13 protein-coding genes are annotated in these 17,206 nt (G+C 39.1%); 8 read left to right on the top strand and 5 right to left on the bottom strand.

The annotated features are described in order from the left end of the window. Positions 1 to 12: 12 nt before the first annotated feature. The 3 genes from IWC72_RS08040 to IWC72_RS08030 form a co-directional block, all read right to left on the bottom strand. On the bottom strand, positions 13 to 1,263 hold the full coding sequence (locus IWC72_RS08040; protein WP_194525700.1) for an aspartate kinase: 1,251 nt from the start codon (positions 1,261 to 1,263) through the stop codon (positions 13 to 15). Between the two features lie 70 nt (positions 1,264 to 1,333). Then, positions 1,334 to 1,669: a n-acetylglutamate synthase gene (locus IWC72_RS08035; RefSeq protein WP_194531113.1), complete on the bottom strand. Its 336-nt coding sequence runs from the start codon at positions 1,667 to 1,669 to the stop codon at positions 1,334 to 1,336. A 12-nt stretch (positions 1,670 to 1,681) separates the two neighbouring features. Further along, positions 1,682 to 2,158 (bottom strand): GNAT family N-acetyltransferase, encoded by a 477-nt coding sequence (locus tag IWC72_RS08030; RefSeq protein ID WP_194525699.1) that lies wholly within the window; start codon positions 2,156 to 2,158, stop codon positions 1,682 to 1,684. 110 nt (positions 2,159 to 2,268) lie between these two features. Here IWC72_RS08030 and fbp point away from each other — a divergent pair, with 110 nt between their 5' ends. Beyond that, a complete protein-coding gene (gene fbp / locus IWC72_RS08025) occupies positions 2,269 to 3,279 on the top strand; it encodes a class 1 fructose-bisphosphatase (RefSeq protein ID WP_194529421.1) in 1,011 nt (336 codons plus the stop codon). A gap of 131 nt (positions 3,280 to 3,410) precedes the next feature. Here fbp and IWC72_RS08020 read toward each other — a convergent pair whose 3' ends face one another. Beyond that, positions 3,411 to 3,833, bottom strand: a complete 423-nt coding sequence (locus IWC72_RS08020) for a tellurite resistance TerB family protein (RefSeq protein WP_194525697.1) — start codon at positions 3,831 to 3,833, stop codon at positions 3,411 to 3,413. Positions 3,834 to 3,982: 149 nt separating this feature from the next. Between IWC72_RS08020 and IWC72_RS08015 the strand changes: the two genes are divergently transcribed. The 5 genes from IWC72_RS08015 to IWC72_RS07995 all read left to right on the top strand — a co-directional run bounded on the left by IWC72_RS08015 (position 3,983) and on the right by IWC72_RS07995 (position 10,718). Beyond that, complete coding sequence (locus tag IWC72_RS08015; RefSeq protein ID WP_194529420.1) at positions 3,983 to 5,017, top strand: ligase-associated DNA damage response exonuclease; 1,035 nt, start codon at positions 3,983 to 3,985, stop codon at positions 5,015 to 5,017. A gap of 62 nt (positions 5,018 to 5,079) precedes the next feature. After that, a complete protein-coding gene (locus tag IWC72_RS08010; RefSeq protein ID WP_194531112.1) occupies positions 5,080 to 6,681 on the top strand; it encodes an ATP-dependent DNA ligase in 1,602 nt (533 codons plus the stop codon). 7 nt (positions 6,682 to 6,688) lie between these two features. Then, a complete protein-coding gene (locus IWC72_RS08005; protein WP_194529419.1) occupies positions 6,689 to 9,157 on the top strand; it encodes a ligase-associated DNA damage response DEXH box helicase in 2,469 nt (822 codons plus the stop codon). A gap of 15 nt (positions 9,158 to 9,172) precedes the next feature. Next, positions 9,173 to 9,841: a ligase-associated DNA damage response endonuclease PdeM gene (gene pdeM / locus IWC72_RS08000; RefSeq protein WP_194529418.1), complete on the top strand. Its 669-nt coding sequence runs from the start codon at positions 9,173 to 9,175 to the stop codon at positions 9,839 to 9,841. Between the two features lie 73 nt (positions 9,842 to 9,914). Next, the gene (locus IWC72_RS07995) at positions 9,915 to 10,718 is read left to right on the top strand and encodes a tryptophan-rich sensory protein (protein ID WP_194529417.1); all 804 of its coding nucleotides are present in this window, start codon (positions 9,915 to 9,917) and stop codon (positions 10,716 to 10,718) included. A gap of 17 nt (positions 10,719 to 10,735) precedes the next feature. On the opposite strand, the gene IWC72_RS07990 is transcribed toward IWC72_RS07995, so the two are convergent. Beyond that, positions 10,736 to 12,085 carry a dihydrolipoyl dehydrogenase family protein gene (locus tag IWC72_RS07990; protein WP_194529416.1) on the bottom strand — a complete coding sequence of 450 codons (1,350 nt, stop codon included), beginning with the start codon at positions 12,083 to 12,085 and terminating at the stop codon, positions 10,736 to 10,738. A gap of 305 nt (positions 12,086 to 12,390) precedes the next feature. On the opposite strand from IWC72_RS07990, the gene mfd reads away from it, so the two are divergent. Together mfd and IWC72_RS07980 are read left to right on the top strand one after the other, a co-directional pair. Next, positions 12,391 to 15,795, top strand: a complete 3,405-nt coding sequence (mfd, locus tag IWC72_RS07985) for a transcription-repair coupling factor (RefSeq protein WP_194529415.1) — start codon at positions 12,391 to 12,393, stop codon at positions 15,793 to 15,795. Between the two features lie 89 nt (positions 15,796 to 15,884). Continuing rightward, on the top strand, positions 15,885 to 17,177 hold the full coding sequence (locus IWC72_RS07980; protein WP_194529414.1) for an acetylxylan esterase: 1,293 nt from the start codon (positions 15,885 to 15,887) through the stop codon (positions 17,175 to 17,177). Positions 17,178 to 17,206 lie beyond the last annotated feature (29 nt).

Here is a 17,206-nt window from a genome sequence, read left to right as displayed (position 1 = left end):
ACAAAACAGAGATTACTTCACTACCAATTGCAAGGTCTCCTTGCCTCGTTGCTCTAAAAGAACTTCATGTCCGTTTTGAAGCGATTCAATTGCCTTTTCATTAAAATGACGTATAGTATATAACGAAACCCCTTCATGATGAACAACTTTAAATCTACTTTTCAATAGATTCAATAGCTCTTCCAAGCGTCCAAAACGGTTATCTACACAGACCGAAAAACTAATTGCTGAGTTCTGAATCAAGTCAACTTTCATTTTATGATCATGAAATAATTTAAAAAGTTCGCTGATACTATCCTCAACTATAAATGAAAAATCCAAAGAGGAAAGCTTCATTAACACCTGGTTTTTCTTAACAATAAAACAAGGAACTTTTGGCTCGATACCCACTCCTTTGCCAACGGTAGTACCAGAATTAGCAGGGTTCAAAAAAGATTTTACGTGAAGTGGAATCTCTTTTTGCTGTAACGGTTGTAATGTCTTAGGGTGAATTACTGAAGCTCCATAAAACGCAAGTTCAATGGCCTCACGATAGGATATATTGTTCAGCAACTGTGTTTCTGAAAAATATCTTGGATCTGCATTTAGCACACCTGGCACATCTTTCCAAATAGTAACTGAATCTGCATTAAGACAGTATGCCAATATAGCCGCAGTATAATCAGAACCTTCTCTTCCTAAGGTAGTGGTGAAATTATTATCATCACTACCCAAAAAACCTTGTGTAATATTCAGTTTAGATTTATCGATGCCTTTAGAAATTCGCTCTTGAGTTTTTTCCCAATTGACCGATACATCTCTATAGCTGTCATTTGTTTTAATAAAATCACGAATATCTACCCAGTTACTTTTAATACCAACCTCGTTCAGGTATGCATTAAGTACGGTAGTAGATATTAACTCGCCATAACCCACCACTTGGTCATATACAAAGTTATAATTAGGCGATTTATTCCAAGCTAAAAAACCCTGAACCTCATCAAACAAACCTTTTACTAGAGTAAAAATCTCATGGTTCGTATTGGAGAAAAGGTCTTTAAGAATTGTATTATGATACGCTATCGTTTCCTGAAAAGCCGCTTTTAAAGCTGACTTATCATCAAAATAAGCATTAACGGTGGCTTCCATTGCATTGGTGGTCTTACCCATAGCAGATACTACTACAATAGTATTCTCATGCCCCGTTTGCTTTAATACGTTCACCACATTTTTAACCCCATCCGCATCTTTTACAGATGCTCCACCAAACTTAAATACTCGCATATTTTTATACTATTTATTCTTATTTCCGCTTGACGGAAAAAGTATTTCTTATTTTTTTATTAATCCCTAGCTATAGTTCTTCTAAAATAGAAGTGCCCTTAGATCTGTCTCCAGAAGTCCACTGCCAGGTTTCATATAATCTTATTTTTCCTTCTTTTGTAATCTCTGGTATTGACGAACATAAACCGGTCATTAACTCGCCATCTGTATTCACTTGATGATAGCGCATATCTATATAACCTTGGTCATCAACCAACCCTATAAGATGCCCTTTTTCTATTTTTCCTCCAGCATATTCGGAAGTCAGTATGTTTCCATTTTGCTTATAATGAAAAACAGTTTCCTGTGTAGTTTCACCATTCTCAGAATTTTGAACAGGCCGGAACTTTTTACCATTGTAATTCATCAAAAAGACTGATTATAGATCTAAAAATGCTTTGATTCCGTTTTCATCTAACTGCACCACATCCCAATCTCGCATTACGTTTGCTCCTTTTTTCTCGTAGAATGTGATAGCCGGTTCATTCCAATCCAACACTTCCCAACAAATTCTTCTTACGCCAAGATCATTTCCGTATTTTACAACTTCTTTTAAAAGTGCGCTTCCAAGTCCGCTACCACGCATTTTCTCGGTAACAATTAGGTCTTCCAAATGAATAACAGGCCCTTTCCAAGTAGAATATCTTGGGTACACCAACGCCATACCAACGATATCCCCTTCATTTTCACCAACAAAGCAATGAAAAAGTTTTTTTTTGCCAAAACCATCATTTTTCAAATCCTCTACAGTTACTTCTACTGCATTGGATTCTTTTTCAAAAACAGCCAGTTCCTTAACAAGTGTCAGGACTTGCGACATATCACTCTCTTTAGCCTCGCGAATTGAATAGTTCATAATTGTTACAAATAAAACACAAAGTTATAAATTTAAAAGCTCAAATATAAACCATTGAACCATAGTTTCACAAAATAGCCGATATTTGTGGTCAAATAAACAGTCTACCCATGCAGTACAAAAAAAACCAAACTCTCGGAGAGTTTATTATCGAAAATCAAGATTCGTTTCAATATTCTTCTGGCGAGCTTTCTAAATTAATTAATGCTATTCGTCTGGCTGCAAAAGTAGTCAACCATGAAGTTAACAAAGCTGGTCTAGTAGATATCCTTGGAAAAGCAGGGGAAACCAATATTCAAGGCGAAGACCAACAGAAATTAGATGTATTTGCTAATGAAAAATTCATCAATACGCTTGCTAACAGAGAGATTGTTTGTGGGATTGCTTCTGAAGAAGAAGATGATTTTATAACTATAAACAGTAATGATGAGCGCCACCAGAATAAATATGTGGTACTTATTGACCCACTAGACGGTTCATCTAACGTAGATGTAAATGTTTCCGTTGGTACTATTTTTTCAATTTACAGAAGAGTTACTCCAGTAGGTACGCCTGTAACCTTAGAGGATTTTCTGCAACCTGGCAACCAACAGGTAGCTGCCGGATATATAGTTTACGGAACTTCAACCATGCTTGTTTATACAACTGGTGATGGCGTAAACGGATTTACATTAAACCCCGCTATTGGTACTTTCTATTTATCACACCCCAATATGCAGTTCCCAGAAGACGGAACTATTTATTCTGTAAACGAGGGGAAATACAGACATTTTCACCAAGGGGTAAAGGATTATATTAAGTATTGCCAGGAAGAAGAAGGAGATAGACCTTATACTTCTAGATATATAGGCTCTTTGGTTTCAGATTTCCATAGAAACATGATTAAAGGCGGTATCTACATGTATCCCAAGAGTAGTGTAACCCATGAGGGCAAACTACGTTTGTTGTACGAATGCAATCCAATGGCATTTTTAGCGGAACAGGCCAACGGGCTCGCTACAGGTGGTAAAACACGAATTATGGATATTGAACCTACTGAACTGCATCAACGCGTACCTTTCTTTTGTGGAAGTAGAAATATGGTAAACAAGCTTCAGGAATTTTTAGACAAATACCATTGATACAATGGTGTAAATGATTTTTGCAAAATACGTGAATTTCCCAGGGGCAAGCCTAGAGGTATTAACCCAATAGAAATCAATAAAAAAAGCCCGGAAAAATTATAATTTTTCCGGGCTTTTCAATTAATAGATCAGTGTTTTAAAAGGTATAGATAATCTTCAAAATCTATTCGGCCGCTAAAAATAGCTACAGATTTCTCAATTATTTTATCGGCTTGTTCTCCTGAAAAACCTAAACCAATGGCATATTTCTTTAATAATACCATTTCTTCGTCATCTATAAAATGATCTGAAAAGATAATACGGAAAAGGTCATAAATCCGCTCTAATCTCTTCTCTGAAGTATGCGGTGGGTCAATAGGATATTTATTCTCCTTCTTCAAGACCTCTTTATACTCAGACTCTGTAATATCAAACTTCGCCGCAAAGCGGTCCAACATACTTTTTTCTTCTGAGCTTATTTCACCATCTATGCTAGCCAAAGTTGCAATAGCTGCAAAGTGTGCTAGGTTTCTCCTATGCTCACCACTAGTATATAAATCTGCGATTGCCATATTTATCAATTTTATTGGCAGCAAATATAATTTTTTTAGAGGTCATTCACCTCTAACTGAATGATTATTTTGGACTCTTAATAGGCTACCCTATCTTATACCAATGCACAAGGATATCATTTTATAATATTAAGTAACTTTAAAAAACCATGAAGAATCCGCTTCTAGAATTTACTGATAAAGGTATTTATTGCAGTGTTGCAAAGGTTTATTTAGACCCTTGGAAGCCCGTAGAAAAAGCCATCATATCTCACGGTCATGCAGATCATAGCCGTTGGGGGCACAAGCAATACATTACGCATCATAGAAATGTTCCAATTATAAGTCATAGGTTGGGCGAAATTACCGTAACCGGGGTTGAGTGGGGAGAATCTTTTGTGATAAACAATGTGAAATTCAGTCTGCATCCAGCAGGTCATATTATCGGCTCTTCTCAGATACGCGTAGAACATAAAGGTGAAGTTTGGGTTTTTACGGGCGATTACAAAACCGAAAACGACGGTATATCAACTCCCTATGAACTTATTAAATGTGATACATTCATTACCGAGTGCACTTTTGGTCTCCCTGCTTTTAAGTGGACTCCGCAACAAGAGGTTTTCGAGAATATTAACCAATGGTGGGCAGAAAACCAAAGAGAAGGAAAGACTTCAATTTTATTCGGTTATAGTTTAGGAAAAGCACAACGCCTATTAAAATACCTTAACATGGATATAGGCAAAATCTACACCCACGGCGCCATTGAAAACATGACCCATATATTGCGTCCTTTAGTGGATTTTCCTGAAACGACCCTGATTACCAAGGAAACTAAAAAAGAAGAACTGCTAGGGAACATTGTTCTGGCCCCACCAAGTGCTCACGGAAGTACTTGGATTCGTAAAATGGTGCCCTACGTAACTGCTTCGGCCAGCGGATGGATGACTTTTAGAGGTGCGCGAAGACGCAGGGCCATTGATAAAGGTTTTGTTTTGAGCGATCATTGTGATTGGCAAGGACTTTTATCCAGTATTGAAACTACGGGAGCCGAAAAGATTATATGTACTCACGGATATACAGAAATTTTTTCACGTTATCTCCGCGAACAAGGCTATGACGCACGTACTGAAGAAACTCAGTATGGAGACGAAGAGGACAATACGGTTCCTGATGAAACAGCAACCCTAGAAAAGCAAACATCATGAAGCATCAACAAAATACATCCGAGGTTGCCCATGAGGATGAAGTTACTTCAAGCGAACTGGGCATGAGAGGTTTTGCAGCGCTCATCAAGACATTGGACAGCACCAATAAAACCAATGTTAAGGTTCAAGCACTAACCGATTACTTTTTGGCCGCTACCGACGAAGACAAGGTATGGACCATTGCCATCCTATCTCATCGCAGACCTCCAAGGCCTGTAAACACTACTTTGCTAAGAGAATGGGCCTCGGAATTGGCAAACATTCCACTTTGGCTTTTTGAAGAAAGCTATCATATTGTAGGAGATTTGGCGGAAACCATAGCGTTAATTGTTCCATCAAGTAAAATAGCAACTGAAAAAACATTGACTCAGTTTCTTGAGGAAATGATTGCACTGAAGAGAAAATCGGACGAAGAAAAAAAGGAATATCTTTTCGAAAACTGGAAAGTCCTAGATTATTACGGGCGGTTCGTTTTTACCAAACTGATCACCGGCGGATTTCGCATTGGGGTTAGCCAAAAATTAATGACCCGCGCTTTGGCAAAAGCAACAGAAATAGATGAGGATATTTTGGCCTATAAACTTATGGGGAATTGGGATCCAAATGAGATATCCTTTCAGGAACTTATTTTAGAAGAAAATGCAAGTGACTACCTTTCAAAACCTTATCCCTTTTACTTAGCCTATGCAATAGAAGGTGAGCCAGAGGATTTGGGCGATGTCTCACAATGGTCCGCCGAGCATAAATGGGATGGAATACGTTCCCAAGTGATTCTTAGAAATAATGAACTATTTGTTTGGAGTCGCGGGGAAGAGCTCGTAACAGATAAGTACCCAGAATTTAATGAGTTTATTGGCAAAATCCCGAATGGCACGGTTATAGACGGGGAGATTCTCCCTTATATAAATGGGCAAATAGGCTCCTTTAATGACCTGCAAACCCGCATTGGGCGCAAGAGCGTTTCAAAAGCTTTACTTAAGAAAGTACCTGTTATGCTAAAGGCTTACGATATCTTGGAATGGAATGGAAAAGATGTTAGAGACCTCCCTTTTTCTGAACGACGTGAGATTTTAGAGAATTTATATCAAACGCTAACTAATCTTGAAATTTCCTTTCAACTCTCGGAAACCACGCATTTTAAAACTTGGGAAGAAGTTGCTACAGAAAGGGCACGTTCTCGTGAAATGTCAAGCGAAGGGCTTATGTTAAAACGAAAAGACTCTCCTTACCTCGTGGGCAGGAAGAAGGGGGATTGGTGGAAATGGAAAGTGGATCCTTTGACCATTGATGCCGTCCTTACCTATGCTATGCGTGGACATGGCCGTAGGAGCAACTTATTTACAGATTATACTTTTGCCTTATGGAAAGAGAATGACGAAGGCGAAAAAGAACTGGTTACTTTTGCGAAGGCCTATTCCGGATTAACAGATGCCGAATTTAGAAAGGTAGATGCTTGGATAAAGAGAAATACCCTAGAACGCTTTGGACCGGTGCGCTCAGTAACACCACAACATGTTTTTGAAATTGCTTTTGAAGGTATTGCTTTGTCAAAACGCCATAAAAGTGGCGTTGCTACGAGATTTCCGCGAATTCTACGCTGGAGAAAAGACAAATCCATTCACGAGGCCAATTCTTTAGAAGATTTAAAATTGATGATTCCTTAGCCGAAACATGAATAGAGAAGAGCTATACGATATTGCCCTGAATTGGTTTCAACAACAAAACTGGAAACCTTTTAAGTTTCAGAAAGACACTTGGAAGGCTTTCCTTCAAGGTAAAAACGGACTATTGAACGCGCCAACCGGAAGCGGAAAGACCTATGCCCTTTGGTTCCCTATTGTTCTGAACTATATTAAACAAAACCCTCAATACAAAACAAAGCACAAAAAAGGACTTAAAGCAATCTGGATTACTCCTTTACGTGCCCTTTCCCAAGAAATACGGCAATCAGCGGAACGGGTCACAGCAGATCTAGAAACACAAATGACCGTTGGTATCCGTACCGGAGATACTACTACAAAAGAACGGGCAGGGCAAAAAAAGCAAATGCCGGACTTGCTCATTACTACTCCTGAAAGTCTGCAATTGTTACTAGCGACCAAGGGCTATGATAAAATCTTTAAGGATTGTTCCGCTATTGTGGTTGATGAATGGCATGAACTGTTGGGTACCAAGAGAGGCGTTCAGATGGAACTTGCCCTATCAAGACTAAAAACAGTATCCAAAGACCTTCGTATTTGGGGTATTTCTGCAACCATCGGTAACTTGGAACAGGCAAGAGATGTACTCCTTGGCCCGGAGACAGAAGCTTTAGAAAATTCCCTGATGATACGGGCCAATATTAAAAAGAAGATTACGGTCAAAAGTGTCATTCCAAAAAAAATGGAGACTTTCCCGTGGAGAGGACATTTAGGCTTGCATTTACTGGAAGACGTTATTCCCATTATCAATAATAGCAAAACTACTTTATTGTTCACCAATACGCGCAGCCAATGCGAAATCTGGTTTCAAAAAATTCTTGAAAAGCACCCTGAGTTTGCAGGCGATATGGCTATGCACCACGGCAGCATTAACAAAGACACACGTAACTGGGTGGAGAATGCCATTAGGAACGAAGAGTTGAAAGCGGTAGTCTGTACCTCTAGTTTAGATTTAGGAGTAGATTTTGCCCCAGTTGAAACCGTAGTCCAGATTGGAGGACCAAAGGGTGTGGCGCGTTTTTTACAAAGGGCAGGACGTAGTGGACACCGTCCTGGAGAAGAAAGTGTTATTCATTTTCTGCCCACCCACGCCATAGAACTTATTGAGGCTTCAGCACTACAGAAAGCAGTGAAACAAAATGCCGTAGAAGACCGGATGCCTTACCTAAATTGTTATGATGTACTCCTACAATATTTGACAACTCTTGCAATTTCCGATGGATTCTATCCCAACGAAATCTACAAAGAAATAAGTCAGACATTTTGTTATCAAACCTTGACTAGGGACCAATGGCAATGGCTATTGAACTTTTTGGTTATGGGTAGTCAAAGTCTTCAAACCTACGATGAATATAAAAAAGTAGAGGTTGAAGAAGACGGGAAATTTAAAGTCACCAATCGCGGGGTAGCCATGCGCCATCGGTTTCAGATTGGCACCATTGTGGGTGATGTAAACCTTACCGTCCGTTATCAGAAGGGAGGATATATTGGCTCTATAGAAGAGTTTTTTGTATCCAAGTTGAATAGAGGCGATGTTTTCACGTTTGCGGGCAGGAATCTTGAATTCATTAGAATAAAGGACATGCAAGTACACGTTCGGAACTCCACTAAAAAGACCAATAAAATTTCTAGTTGGTCCGGAAGCCGTATGACCCTATCGGCCCAGATGTCGAAATTACTGCGAGAAGAATTATACAGTTCCTCGGAAGATAAAAAATACCAATCTGTAGAAATACGTTCTTTGGCACATATTTTTGCACGTCAGAGACGGGAAAGCATTGTTCCCAACCCAAATGAATTCTTGATTGAAACCTTTAAAACACGTGAAGGGTATCATCATGTATTCTATCCATTTGAAGGACGTTTTGTTCACGAGGCTATGGGCAGTCTTTTAGGCTATCGTATTAGCTTGCTATCCCCCATTACCTTTTCATTGGCATTCAATGATTATGGTTTTGAACTACTGTCCGATCAAGAAATAGATATGCAACAAGTCATTGATAATGATTTGTTCACTGCCGAATATCTTTTAGATGATTTACAAAAAAGCCTGAATGCCACGGAAATGGCACGTCGTAAATTTCGTGATATTGCAATTATTAGTGGTATGGTCTTTACTGGCTATCCCAACAAGGGCATAAAGATGAAACACCTACAGAGCAATTCCCAATTACTTTTTGAGGTTTTCAGAGATTACGAGCCTGAAAACCTACTCTTTCAACAAGCTTTTACCGAAACCTTTCAACATCAGTTAGAAGAAGGCCGTTTACGACTTTCCCTAGAACGTATTGCTCAACAAGAAATCGTTTGGAAACCTTGTAAGAAAGCTACTCCATTTGCATTTCCATTAATTACTGATCGCTTAAGCCGCGAAAAATTATCCAGTGAAAAATTAGCCGATCGTATCAAGCGTATGTCCGCGTTATTGATGAAAAAGTAGATACCTTTGGCATTAATGAGCACTTTAGAAACTAAAGTTAATAATCAACATTTTATTATGCATCCTTCCGGAGTTTTGTTTTGGAAGGAAAAATCGATGCTATTGATTAGTGATGTGCACCTAGGAAAGATTTCACACTTTAGGAAATTTGGCGCGGCCGTGCCTCAAGCTGCGATTCAGAAGAATTTTGAATTAATGGATGTTGCGGTCAATTTTTTTCAACCTGAGGTCCTTGTTTTTATGGGTGACTTGTTTCATTCTTCACTCAATAAAGAATGGCAACTTTTTGAAGCATGGGCAAGTACCATTACCTCGGACATTATTCTTGTTGCCGGAAACCATGATATTATTTCTCCGCTTAAATATGAAGAGCTGGGCATACGGGTAGTTTCGGAAATACAGCTAGATGGTTTTCTTTTGACCCATCATCCGGAAGAACGCGAAGGATTCTTCAATTTTTCCGGCCATATTCACCCCGCAGTTCGTTTGCAAGGTATGGGAAGGCAATCCATACGCTTATCCTGTTTCTTTAAATCTGAAAATCAGTTGATTTTACCGGCTTTCGGGACCTTTACCGGCACTTATACTCTAGAACCGAAAGCGAACAACGAAGTATTTGCTGTCACCCAAGAAGAGGTGTTCCAAGTACAAATGAAGGAAACGAAACGCAAAAGACGGTATTAAACCAGTCCATTTTATATCAATTCGCATCAATCGTACTGTTTTTGCTATTGTAATTTTATAAAAAATTAACCTTATGAAAAAGAGACTGGCCCTACTTAACCTGTTATCCGTTCTTTTCGTTATCGGAATCAATTATATTTCTCAAATGTACCGTTTGAACAATACAACTATTGGAGAAATAAGCGGCAGATATGATAATCTTTTTACTCCCGCCGGTTATGCATTTTCCATTTGGGGATTAATATTTTTAAGCCTCTTGGCCTACTCTATCTTTCAGGTAAAGCGCGCGTTTTTTAGCACTAAAAAAAGTGATTTCATAGAACAAACGGGTTATTGGTTTCTAATGGCCAACCTCCTGAATTCTGTATGGGTATTGGCATTTGTTTATGATTATACAGGCATATCGGTTCTGATTATGCTGGGCATTCTTATTTCCCTGATAAAAATCATCCTAAATACAAATATGGAAAAATGGGACGCTCCCATTGAGGTCCTCGCTTTTGTATGGTGGCCCATTTGTTTGTACAGCGGATGGATTACCGTAGCCACAATCGCCAATATTTCGGCATATTTGACCAAATTAGGTTGGAGCGGAGCTCCACTTTCAGAAGTCTCATGGACTATAATTCTCATAGCCATTGCAGCAGGAATAAACCTAGCTATTACATGGACCCGTAACATGAGGGAATTTGCACTTGTTGGCGTATGGGCCTTAGTCGCTATTTTTGTTCGACATAAAGATAATTTTGAAGTTATTGCCTATTCTGCCCTTGCTGCGGGAGTTATTCTTTTCGTTTCCTCTATGGCGCACGCCATGCGAAACCGCGAAACTAATCCAGGACAGAAATTGAAGGAACGATTGCAGGGTGACCGTTAAGAACAATTATAAATGGTCTAAACCATAGACTTTATATCATTGGACCATGATGGATAGGTAAAAATGATTTGCTTCAGCTGTTTTGCGGTCATGCCTTGATTAATGGCCATAGTAAAAAGGTTTATAGTCTCACCGGCTTCTGGCCCCAATAGATGTGCCCCCACAATTTCTTTAGTTCGCTCGTTCAAAATAATTTTGTAGGCATACAAGGGTGCATTGATTCTTTTGGCGTTGAACCAACTTGAAGCCGTTTCAAAATTGACCACCACATTTTTGTATCTATTTTTTGCTTCCTCCTCAGAGTATCCTACAGAAGCTAAATTGGGCAAAGTAAATACCACGGAAGGCGTAACCGGCACTTCTAGTTTTTTCTTGTTCCCTTCAATAATATTTATGGCAACAACATTCCCCTCCTTACCGGATAGAGGTGTAAGCGGCAAACCTTTATCGGAGACATCTCCACAAGCATAAACATTTTCGTTCGTCTTGCTTTGTAGATAATCATTCGTTTCAATGCCATCCTCCGTGAAATTTACTTGACCTTTTTCTAAATTCAATTTTGATATGGCCGGAACACGACCTGCCGTATTAAAAACCACTCTGGATTTTAGCTTCTCGGACTTTCCTTTTCTATCGTAGGAAACCTTCAAATTTTTCGCCCCCCTTTTGATACCCGTAATGGTAGCATCAAAAATAAATTCTATTCCCATTTCTTTGGAATATTTAGTTAGCTCTTTCACTAAATCGGCATCAAAAGGTTTCAATGGTCTTTTTCCAGAATCTATAACCGTAACCTGTGCTCCGGCCCTAGCCGCGATATGGGAAAATTCCATTCCTACATAACCTGCACCTATAAAAGTAACTTTCTTTGGAAGCTTCTTTTGACTCAAAAAATCATCACTTGTTTTAAGGTATTTATTGCCTTTAAAATCTAATTTACGTGGTTCAAAACCAGTGGCTATAACAATTTTATCGGCCTTTATCGTTTTCCCTTCTACGGAAAGTGTTTGCTCATCCAAAAACTCTGGAGATTTATAATACAGATCAACACCCAGTTCTTTCAGGTCTTTTTCCGTAGACTCAGGTACGGGAGATGTGAAATTCTTCTTGTATTTCATTAACTTTTTCCAACTCAGTGCTGGCGTATCCTTGATTCCTTTTCCTAAAAGATTAGTACTTACCTCAATTACCTCCGTAGCCCCCAAGAGCACCTTTTTAGGGTCACAGCCCCTATTTGCACATGTTCCTCCATATTCCCGCTTATCGGCAATCGCCACTTTGAGTCCCTCTTTTACACAAGTTTCCGCTACGGTCTGACCTGCAATTCCACTTCCTATTACAAATACATCATATTTTTGTTCTTCCATCTTTCTTTAGCTATTGTTTCGACCCAAAAAGTAAAGTATGGGCCTAATTCTCAGGTAGTCAATTTGCATTTTTTAGGCGGATTAAATGAATGCTACACAATCAATTGTTAACGCTAGACGAATTCCTCCAATCATATTAGCTTAATTATTATTCGATATCGCACAAAAGAGAGCAAAAACATTAAATGAGTTCATTATCTTTGTAACCTCAAAATCTAAAGGCCGATTTCATTTTTAGGCCAAGGTAATATCGTCTCGGGTGCATAGCAGTAGCATTTCATTCGAGTTCTTAAAAAATATAACGGTTGACGCAATCTTCTATTCAACAACTGTTTTCTCAGTCTTCGCAAACGCGAAAACTGCGGGACACTATTGCCGAAAAGTTCCCGGCAAATTCAGATAAAAATCAAATTCTAGAACAGGCCATTGTTTTAAAAGGGCTCACAGGCTCTTCTCTATCCTTTGTCTTTTCAGAAGTTTTTCAGAAATCTGACAGGCCCTTTCTCTTAATTTTCAACGACAAAGAGGAAGCCGCCTATTACCTGAACGACCTTGAGCAAATTGTTGGAGAGAAAGATGTGCTGTTCTACCCCGGAAGCTACCGTAGACCTTACCAAATAGAAGAAACGGACAATGCAAATGTTCTTTTACGTGCCGAAGTGCTAAACCGTATCAACTCTCGTAAAAAACCCGCCATTATAGTCACCTATCCTGATGCGCTTTTTGAGAAAGTGGTTACCAGACGTGAACTTGAAAAAAATACGCTGAAGGTAAAGTTGAACGATACCATTTCACTCGATTTTCTTAATGAGGTACTTTTTGAGTACAAATTTAAAAGAGTAGATTTTGTTACGGAACCTGGTGAATTTTCAGTGCGCGGTGGGATTGTAGATGTCTTTTCGTTCTCGAATGACGAACCCTACCGCATTGAATTTTTTGGTGACGAGGTAGACAGTATCCGTACGTTTGATGTAGACACCCAACTCTCTACAAACAAGGTCAACAAGATTAATATCATACCCAATGTAGCGAATAAATTCTTAGAAGAAAATAGACAAAATTTTCTAGAATACGTTTCGGCGGACACTATAATTTTCGCTAAAAACACAGATTATATTTTTGACCGTCTTGATGATTTTTTCAAAAAGGCAAAGGAAGCGTTTTCAAAATTATCAAAAGATGTAAAACATGTAGAACCGGAAGCGCTATTCATGAACTCAGAAAGTTTCAGCAAGCAGCTAAAAGCTTTCGCACTACTTACTACGGAGGCTTCTACTACGGCGGAGCTGATGAAGAGTGCTATAACCATTCAATTTAACACCCATCCTCAGCCATCTTTCAATAAAAAATTCGATTTACTAATCGAAAACCTAAACGCTTACAAAGCCCGAGGGTATACCAATTATATTTTCTGTGCGAGTGAGCAACAGGCTAAGCGCTTTCATGCCATTTTTGAAGAGGTAAACGAACATGTGGATTACCAAACGGTGGTTACCCCAATTTATCAAGGTTTTATTGATGATGACCAGAAATTAGTGTGTTATACAGACCACCAAGTTTTTGAGCGCTATCATAAATTCAACCTAAAAAATGGCTACGCTAAAAAACAAGCTATTACCCTTAAAGAGCTAAATAAGCTTGAAATTGGTGATTACGTGACCCATATAGACCACGGAATTGGAAAATTTGGTGGACTCCAGAAAATTGATGTAGAAGGCAAAAAGCAAGAAGCCATTAAATTGATGTATGGTGAGCGCGATATTCTTTACGTAAGTATTCACTCGCTTCATAAAATATCCAAGTTCAACGGCAAAGATGGTGCAGTTCCCAAGATTTTTAAATTAGGTTCCGCAGCTTGGAAAAAGCTAAAACAGAAAACCAAGACCAGAGTCAAAAAAATCGCTTTTGACCTGATTAAAATCTACGCCAAACGTCGGCTTGAAAAAGGGTTTCAGTACGACCTTGATAGCTATTTGCAAACCGAACTGGAAGCTTCGTTCATTTACGAAGACACCCCAGACCAAAGTAAGGCTACCGAAGATTTTAAAAAGGACATGGAAAGCGAACGCCCTATGGACCGTCTTATTTGCGGTGATGTAGGTTTTGGCAAGACTGAAGTTGCTATTCGTGCCGCTTTTAAAGCCGTGGATAACGGCAAGCAAGTAGCCGTGTTGGTTCCTACTACAATTCTAGCGTTTCAGCACCACCGCACATTTAGCGAAAGGTTAAAAGAAATGCCGGTAAACGTTGACTACCTCAACCGTTTTAGGACTGCGAAGGAACGCAGGGAAACCTTAGAAAAGCTGGAAGCCGGACAAGTAGATATCATCATTGGAACTCATCAATTGGTGAATAAAAATGTTAAATTCAAAGATTTAGGCCTACTCATAGTAGATGAGGAACAAAAATTCGGGGTTGCTGTAAAAGACAAATTAAAGTCCATAAAAGAGAATGTAGATGTTCTTACATTAACGGCAACGCCTATACCTAGAACACTGCAATTCAGCTTAATGGCTGCCCGCGATCTGTCGGTAATAAAAACCCCACCACCAAACCGCTACCCTATTGAAAGTAGGGTAATTCGTTTTGGAGAAGAAACCATCCGTGATGCTGTTAGCTATGAAATACAACGTGGAGGGCAAGTATTCTTTATTCACAACCGCATTGAAAACATAAAAGAAGTGGCTGGAATGATTCAACGGCTTGTTCCAGATGCTAAAGTAGGTATTGGTCACGGCCAAATGGACGGTAAGAAATTGGAAACCCTTATGCTTTCTTTTATGAACGGCGAGTTTGATGTTCTAGTTTCCACAACCATTATTGAAAGTGGACTAGACGTTACCAATGCTAATACTATTTTTATCAATAACGCCAATAATTTTGGACTGAGCGACCTTCACCAAATGCGAGGCCGTGTTGGGCGTAGTAATAAGAAAGCCTTTTGTTACTTCATTACGCCGCCTTATGAGTCTATGACCGCTGAAGCTAGAAAACGAATAGAGGCATTGGCGCAATTTACAGAGCTAGGCAGTGGTTTCAATATTGCTATGAAAGATCTTGAAATTCGTGGTGCAGGAGATTTATTGGGAGGAGAACAAAGTGGATTTATCAACGAAATTGGTTTTGAGACGTATCAAAAAATATTAGGTGAAGCCATAGATGAACTAAAAGAAAATGAATTTAAAGACCTCTATGAAGAGGTGGAAGGTCATAAAGAAAAGGTCTTTGTAAAAGAGACTCAACTTGATTCTGACTTTCAATTACTTTTTCCTGATGATTACATCAATAACATTACAGAGCGCCTTACGCTCTACACAGACCTGAACGAAATTACAAACGAAGAAAATCTGCAGAAATTTGAAGCTCAATTAGTAGACCGTTTTGGGGCAATTCCTATTGAGGCCGAGGATTTACTCAATTCAGTTCGTATTAAATGGATCGCCAATAGTATTGGAATTGAAAAGGTAGTGATGAAAAAAGGAAAATTGATCGGTTACTTTATTTCGGACCAGCAATCAGCTTTCTACCAAAGTACCATTTTTACTAAAGTCTTGCGGTTTGTACAGAGCCATCCGCAGCATTGCAAAATCAAAGAAAAACAAACTAGAAACGGACTTAGGTTATTATTGGTATTCGAGAGAATTACATCTGTAGAAAAAGCTTTAAAAGCCATGACTCCGTTTGCACAAACTGCAGAACCAGTTTCATAAAATGTTTTTATTCAACTATATTAGTTTCAGCTAAAATGCTATCTGTCTTTTAGCTGAAACCTTTTGTTGACCAAACAATACACATTACAATGAAACTGAAAACCTGCTTTGGCCTAGCGGCTACCATTCTTCTGTGCTTAAATCTAAGTGCTCAACCCAGCAAAGAACTCGTAAATGTAATCGTAACTCCCGACCATACCGACTGGACCTATAGGGTTGGCGAACGAGCTGAATTCTCAATTACCGTGTTACGCAACAACGTTCCTATAGAGAATATCAGCATCAACTATACAGTTGAAACCGACCCTGGTTACCGTTCCGTAAAAATTTGGGACGAAGGAAAATTGACTCTAAAAAATGGCGTTGCAAAAGTAAAATCAGATAAATTTAATAAACCTGGTTTTCTTCGCTGTACTGCAAAAGTTATTATAGATGGCAAAGAATATAGTTCCTACGCAACAGCAGGCTTTTCACCCGAAAAAATAAAAGTCACTACAACATTACCTTCTGACTTTGAAACTTTCTGGAATAAAGGAAAAGAAGAACTTGCAGCTATACCCATGAATGCGGTTATGACATTAATGCCGGAACGTTCCACGGACAAGGTAGATGTGTACCACGTACGGTTGGATAATATAAAAGGAAAAATCTACGGCATACTCTGCACCCCCAAAAAAGAAGGGAAATACCCCGCTATTTTACATGTGCCCGGTGCAGGTATCAGACCTTATTACGGAGAGGTAGATGAAGCGGCTCAAGGTTTCGTAACCTTCACTATTGGCATCCATGGTATTCCTGTAAATCTTGACCAACAAGTTTATGATGATCTAAGGGCGGGCGCCTTAAGTAATTACAATACAATTAATCTGGATGATAAAGACCAAGCGTATTATCGTAGGGTATATCTTGGTTGCATTCGCGCAGTAGATTTTTTAGAAAGTGTATCCAATTTTAATGGCGAGGACATTGCCGTTACAGGCGGCAGTCAAGGTGGTGCGCTATCCATTGTAACTGCCGGACTGGATGACCGCATTGATTATTTAGCAGCGTTCTACCCTGCTTTGAGCGACCTAACTGGTTTTCTACATGGTCGTGCCGGAGGTTGGCCACAGCTATTTATTGACGATTTCACTAATAAACCAGAGAAAATAGCAGTATCAAAGTACTATGATGTAGCTAATTTTTCACGCTTTGTTAAAGCGGAAGGTTGGTACAGCTGGGGTTACAATGATAATGTTTGTCCGCCTGCCTCTACTTATGCCGCTTACAACCTAATTCCCGCTAAAAAAGAATTGCACATTTTTCAAGAAACCCGTCATTGGACCTTTCCTGAGCAACACGAACTAAAAAATGAATGGCTTTTTTCAAAGTTAAGGAACTAGCTCAAGACCGGGCAAATTCCTATCTTTAA

Source organism: Zobellia roscoffensis, from assembly GCF_015330165.1.
GTDB lineage: Bacteria > Bacteroidota > Bacteroidia > Flavobacteriales > Flavobacteriaceae > Zobellia > Zobellia roscoffensis.
This window is presented reverse-complemented; position numbering and strand designations above follow the sequence as displayed.

Coding starts and splice junctions, on each gene's coding strand:
- IWC72_RS08040 (WP_194525700.1), bottom strand. CDS start 1,263: ATGCGAGTATTTAAGTTTGGTGGAGCATCTGTAAAAGATGCGGATGGG.
- IWC72_RS08035 (WP_194531113.1), bottom strand. CDS start 1,669: ATGAATTACAATGGTAAAAAGTTCCGGCCTGTTCAAAATTCTGAGAAT.
- IWC72_RS08030 (WP_194525699.1), bottom strand. CDS start 2,158: ATGAACTATTCAATTCGCGAGGCTAAAGAGAGTGATATGTCGCAAGTC.
- fbp (WP_194529421.1), top strand. CDS start 2,269: ATGCAGTACAAAAAAAACCAAACTCTCGGAGAGTTTATTATCGAAAAT.
- IWC72_RS08020 (WP_194525697.1), bottom strand. CDS start 3,833: ATGGCAATCGCAGATTTATATACTAGTGGTGAGCATAGGAGAAACCTA.
- IWC72_RS08015 (WP_194529420.1), top strand. CDS start 3,983: ATGAAGAATCCGCTTCTAGAATTTACTGATAAAGGTATTTATTGCAGT.
- IWC72_RS08010 (WP_194531112.1), top strand. CDS start 5,080: ATGAGAGGTTTTGCAGCGCTCATCAAGACATTGGACAGCACCAATAAA.
- IWC72_RS08005 (WP_194529419.1), top strand. CDS start 6,689: ATGAATAGAGAAGAGCTATACGATATTGCCCTGAATTGGTTTCAACAA.
- pdeM (WP_194529418.1), top strand. CDS start 9,173: ATGAGCACTTTAGAAACTAAAGTTAATAATCAACATTTTATTATGCAT.
- IWC72_RS07995 (WP_194529417.1), top strand. CDS start 9,915: ATGAAAAAGAGACTGGCCCTACTTAACCTGTTATCCGTTCTTTTCGTT.
- IWC72_RS07990 (WP_194529416.1), bottom strand. CDS start 12,085: ATGGAAGAACAAAAATATGATGTATTTGTAATAGGAAGTGGAATTGCA.
- IWC72_RS07980 (WP_194529414.1), top strand. CDS start 15,885: ATGAAACTGAAAACCTGCTTTGGCCTAGCGGCTACCATTCTTCTGTGC.